The organism is Streptomyces hygroscopicus subsp. hygroscopicus (genome assembly GCF_001553455.1).
GTDB classification, from domain to species: domain Bacteria; phylum Actinomycetota; class Actinomycetes; order Streptomycetales; family Streptomycetaceae; genus Streptomyces; species Streptomyces hygroscopicus.
Window position 1 is genome coordinate 1 of the sequence record NZ_BBOX01000550.1, and the last position, 4509, is coordinate 4509.

3 protein-coding genes and 1 riboswitch are annotated in these 4509 nt (G+C 76.2%); all 3 genes read right to left on the reverse strand.

Going from position 1 to position 4509, the window contains the following annotated elements; genetic code table 11:
* A partial coding sequence (locus AXW62_RS38495) for a magnesium chelatase ATPase subunit I (RefSeq protein WP_159061072.1) occupies positions 1-1131 on the reverse strand: 1131 nt, incomplete at its 3' end.
* 70 nt (positions 1132-1201) lie between these two features.
* The gene (locus AXW62_RS38500) at positions 1202-2833 is read right to left on the reverse strand and encodes a cobyric acid synthase (RefSeq protein WP_107406402.1); all 1632 of its coding nucleotides are present in this window, start codon (positions 2831-2833) and stop codon (positions 1202-1204) included.
* A complete protein-coding gene (locus AXW62_RS38505) occupies positions 2830-3810 on the reverse strand; it encodes a cobalamin biosynthesis protein (protein ID WP_060948444.1) in 981 nt (326 codons plus the stop codon). The genes AXW62_RS38500 and AXW62_RS38505 overlap by 4 nt, the downstream gene beginning before the upstream one ends.
* Positions 3811-4005: 195 nt before the next feature.
* A riboswitch (cobalamin riboswitch) is annotated at positions 4006-4158 on the reverse strand.
* Positions 4159-4509: the final 351 nt, after the last annotated feature.

Below are 4509 nucleotides of genomic sequence, written 5' to 3' on the forward strand. Positions count from 1 at the left end.
CCCCTCGGGGCGGCCTCCGGGGTCGTCGGCGCCGCCCGGCCCCTCGGGGCCGGAGCCGTCCGGCCCGTCGTCCGGGCCTTCGGGACCCGGGTCCGGGTCCGGCTCCGGCTCCGGGTCCTCCTCCTCGAACCGCCGCAGGATCTCGTCGAGTTTGTCCTCGTCGAGCCCCGGCGCGTCGAACGGGGCCCGCCGCCGGCGGTGCGGCAGCGCCAGCAGCGCCGCCCCCCGCACGTCCTCGGTGCGGACGTCGGCGCGCCCCGCCCAGGCGGCCAGCGCGGTCGCCGTACGGGCCGTCACGATGTCCGCGCGCATCCCGTCCACCTCGAACCCGGCGCACACCGCCGCGATCTGCCGCAGCGCCCGGTCGCCCAGCCGCACCCCCGGCAGCAGGGCGCGCGCCGCGGCGATGCGCTCCCGCAGGGCGTCCTCGTCCGCCGCCCAGCGCGCCGCGAACCCCTCGGGGTCCTCGTCGTACGCCAGCCGCCGCCGCACCACCTCGACCCGCTCATCGGTGTCCCGGGACGCCGCGACCTCCACCGTGAGGCCGAAGCGGTCCAGCAACTGCGGCCGCAGCTCGCCCTCCTCGGGGTTCATGGTGCCCACCAGGAGGAAGCGCGCGGCATGCCGTACGGACACCCCCTCGCGCTCCACGTAGGAGGCGCCCATGGCGGCGGCGTCGAGCAGCAGGTCGATCAGATGGTCGTGCAGCAGGTTGACCTCGTCGACGTAGAGCACCCCGCGGTGGGCGTCCGCGAGCAGTCCGGGCTCGAACGCCTTCACCCCGTCCGACAGCGCCCGCTCGATGTCCAGGGCGCCGACCAGCCGGTCCTCGGAGGCGCCCACGGGCAGTTCGACCATCCGCGCGGGCCGCGCCTCGCCGGTGTCCGGCTCATGGGGCCCGTCCGGGCAGGACGGGTCGGGTGCGGCCGGATCGCAGGAGAACCGGCACCCGGCCACCACGTCCACCTCGGGCAGCAGCGAGGCGATCGCCCTTACGGCGGTGCTCTTGGCCGTGCCCTTCTCCCCGCGCACCAGGACGCCGCCCACGGCGGGTGAGACGGCGTTGAGGAGCAGGGCCAGCCGCAGACCGTCCATGCCGACGATCGCGCTGAAGGGGTAGGTGGTGGTCACGCGGCGGTACCTCCTGGGATGCGTGGGCGGTCGGATCCGGTGCCGGGAGCGGTGCCGGTGCCGGTGTTGGTCAGGCTGTTGCCTCCGGCACCCCCGGAGGGACGAAGGGCAGGTCCTGCGGCACGCCGTCCTCGATGAGCCGCAGCAGCGCGGCCGTGTCGGCGTGCTCCTCGATCAGGTCGCCGAGGCGGTCGAGCTGCTCCTCGCGCAGCTCGCCGAAGCGGGTGTCCGGCGCCGGGACGAACGCCCGGCCCGCCGCGTCGGCCACCCGCCGCAGGAACGCGCGCCGGAAGCCGTCGCTCTCCAACGAGCCGTGCCAGTGGGTGCCCCACACCGAGCCCACCCGGCAGCCGTCCAGGAAGGGTTCGTCGGCCCCGTCCAGCAGCTCGGCGACCCCGTGGTGGATCTCGTAGCCCTCCACCCGCTCCCCGAGCGCCTCGCCCACCGGCCGGGCCAGGGTCTTCTCCACCGCGAACCGCACCCGTACCGGCAGCAGCCCGAGCCCGGCGACCGTCCCGGCCTTGGACTCGACCTCGTCCTCGATGCGTTCCCCGAGCGCCTGGAAACCGCCGCAGATGCCCAGCACCGGACGGCCCTCGGCGGCCCGCCGGGCGATCGCCCCGGCCAGCCCGCGCGCACGCAGCCACTCCAGCGCCCTTACGGTGCCCCGGGTGCCCGGCAGCACCACCAGATCGGCGTCGGCCAGCTCCTCGGGCCGGTCCACGAACCGCACGACCACCCCCGGCTCCGCGGCCAGCGCGTCCACGTCCGTGAAGTTGGACATCAGCGGGACGGCGGCGACCGCGACCCGCAGGACGTCCGCGCCGTGCGGCGGCGCCACGACGCTCTCCCGCACCGTGCCGCGCAGCGACACCCGCAGCCCGTCCTCCTCGTCGATGCCCAGCCCGTGGGCGAACGGCAGCACACCCAGGGTCGGGCGGCCGGTGAGGTCGCGCAGCATCTCCAGACCGGGCTCCAGGAGGCTCACATCGCCGCGGAACTTGTTCACCAGGTAGGCGGCGACGTGCCGCTGGTCCGCCGTCGACAGCAGCGCGGTGGTGCCGAAGAAGGACGCGAAGACGCCGCCGCGGTCGATGTCCCCGACCACCACGACCGGAAGCCCCGCGGCCCGCGCCAGCCCCAGGTTGACGATGTCGGTGCGGCGCAGATTGATCTCGGCCGGACTGCCCGCGCCCTCGCAGATCACCGCGTCATGGGTGCGCCGCAGCTCCTCCAGGCACTCCGTGACGGTCCCCAGCAGCGCCTCCCGGCGTCCCCAGGACGCCGTCTCCCCGGGGGCCACCGCGCCCGGCAGCGGGCGCGCCGCGGGCCCGGCCCCCCCGAAGTACCCGCGGGCGCTCAGCTCGCCCACCGGCTTGCCCAGCAGCACCACTTGGCTGCTGCGGTCGCTGCCCGGCTTCAGCAGGACCGGGTTCATCAGCGCGCTCGGCTCGACGCGGGCGGCGGCGGCCTGCATCGCCTGCGCCCGCCCGATCTCCGCGCCGTCCCGGGTGACGAAGGAGTTGAGCGACATGTTCTGGGCCTTGAAGGGCGCCACGCTGACGCCCTTACGGGCGAGCCACCGGCAGATCCCGGCCGTCACCACGCTCTTGCCCGCGTCCGAGGTCGTGCCCGCGACGAGCAGCCCCCCGCCCCGCGCCCCAGAGCCGCCCGTGCCGCCCTGACCGCGTATCCCGCTCATCCACCGCCCCTTCCCACGGCCCCGGGCCGCCTCGTCAACGCCCTCAGGACCGGTCGGGCCGCCACCGACACGCCGAGCGCCAGGACGCCGACGCGCCGGGACAGCCGTATGGCCCGCTCGATGTCCGCCGCTTCCACCGGCCGCCCGCCGGAGTTGAGCACCGGCCGGTGCTCGATCCGGCCGCCGTAGGCGAGGGTGCCGCCCAGCCGTACGCCGAGCGCGCCCGCGAAGGACGCCTCCACGGGGCCCGCGTTGGGGCTCGGATGGCGCCGGCCGTCGCGCCGCCAGGCGTGCCACGCGCCGCGCGGATCGGGGCCCGCCAGGGTCGCCAGGGCCGCCGTAAGGCGCGCACCGGGCCAGCCGGCCACATCGTCCACCCGGGCCGCCGCCCAGCCGAACCGCCGGTAACGCGGCGACCTGTGACCCACCATGGCGTCCAGGGTGTTGACCGCGCGGAAGCCGATGAGCCCCGGCACTCCGCCCACGGCCCCCCACACCAGCGCGCCCACGACGGCGTCCGAGGTGTTCTCGGCGACCGACTCGACGACCGCGCGGGCGATCTGCGGCCCGTCCAGCGCCTGCGGATCGCGGCCGCACAGATGCGGCAGCCGCTCCCGGGCGGCCTCGAGGTCCCCCGCGGTCAGCGCCCCGCCGACGGCCCGTGCCTCCCGGCCCAGCGTCGTACCGCCCAGCACCGCCCAGGTGGCGGCGGCGGTCAGCGCGGCCTGGGCGCCACCGCGTCCGCCGAGCGCCCGTACCGCGCGGGTCAGCAGCGCGGCACCGGCGGCCGCGCCGCCCGCGCACAGCGCGGTGTGCAGGGCCCCGTAACCGCGGTGGTCGCGCCACAGCCGGCGCTCGGCGGCCGCGGCGGCGCGCCCGAACGCGGCCACCGGATGGCCGCGGCGCGGATCGCCCGTGGCGAGATCACCGAGGAAGCCGAGGGCCGCGCCGCAGGCGAACGAGGCGTGGTCAGTCATCCGTCAGGCCGCCGTCGTGCCCCGGCGTGACGCGGCGCGGGCCGGGCCGGCGGCACGGAGGAGAGGGCGACCAGAGAGACCAGAGCGACCAGAACAATCAGCACGGACGGAGCGGGCTGGCGGCGTGGCGGTGCCGGGCATGGCGGTATGTCCTCACTCAGGGTCCTCGCCCTGGTTCGACGTGACCGGCGGTGAGAGTCTCCTGGCTCCCGGATCCGCGGCCCTCCCGGTCTTCCAGCCCCGCGTACGGAACGAACCGTACGGACGAGCCGTGACCCCATACAGGCGATGGGAGGGCGCTCCCCGGTGACAGTGGCGGGACCGCGCCGGATTCTCACCGGCTTCCTCTCCTGCCGCCGTTTGGCTGGGGAAGTCCACCATGGGCCGCGAAGGGCCGTCAACTCGCCCATGACCCGTAACGCCCCAGTGTGCCGAGGCCCACAGGCAACGGCCGCACCGCGAACGGCCGCCGGACGGTCGGCGCTGGTCAGCGCCGCCACCCGGCGGCCGGTGGGTCGATGGGGACGTCAGGTCATCAGGCGACGATCAGATAGATGCCGTACGCCACGGCCGCGGCACACGCCGCGAAACAGGCGTACGCGCCGGTGCGCACCAGCGCCGAGGCCGCCCGCCGCACCACGTACCGGTACGGCGGCCGTGCCCGCCCTGCTCCGGCCGCGTCCGTTACCGACCGTCCCG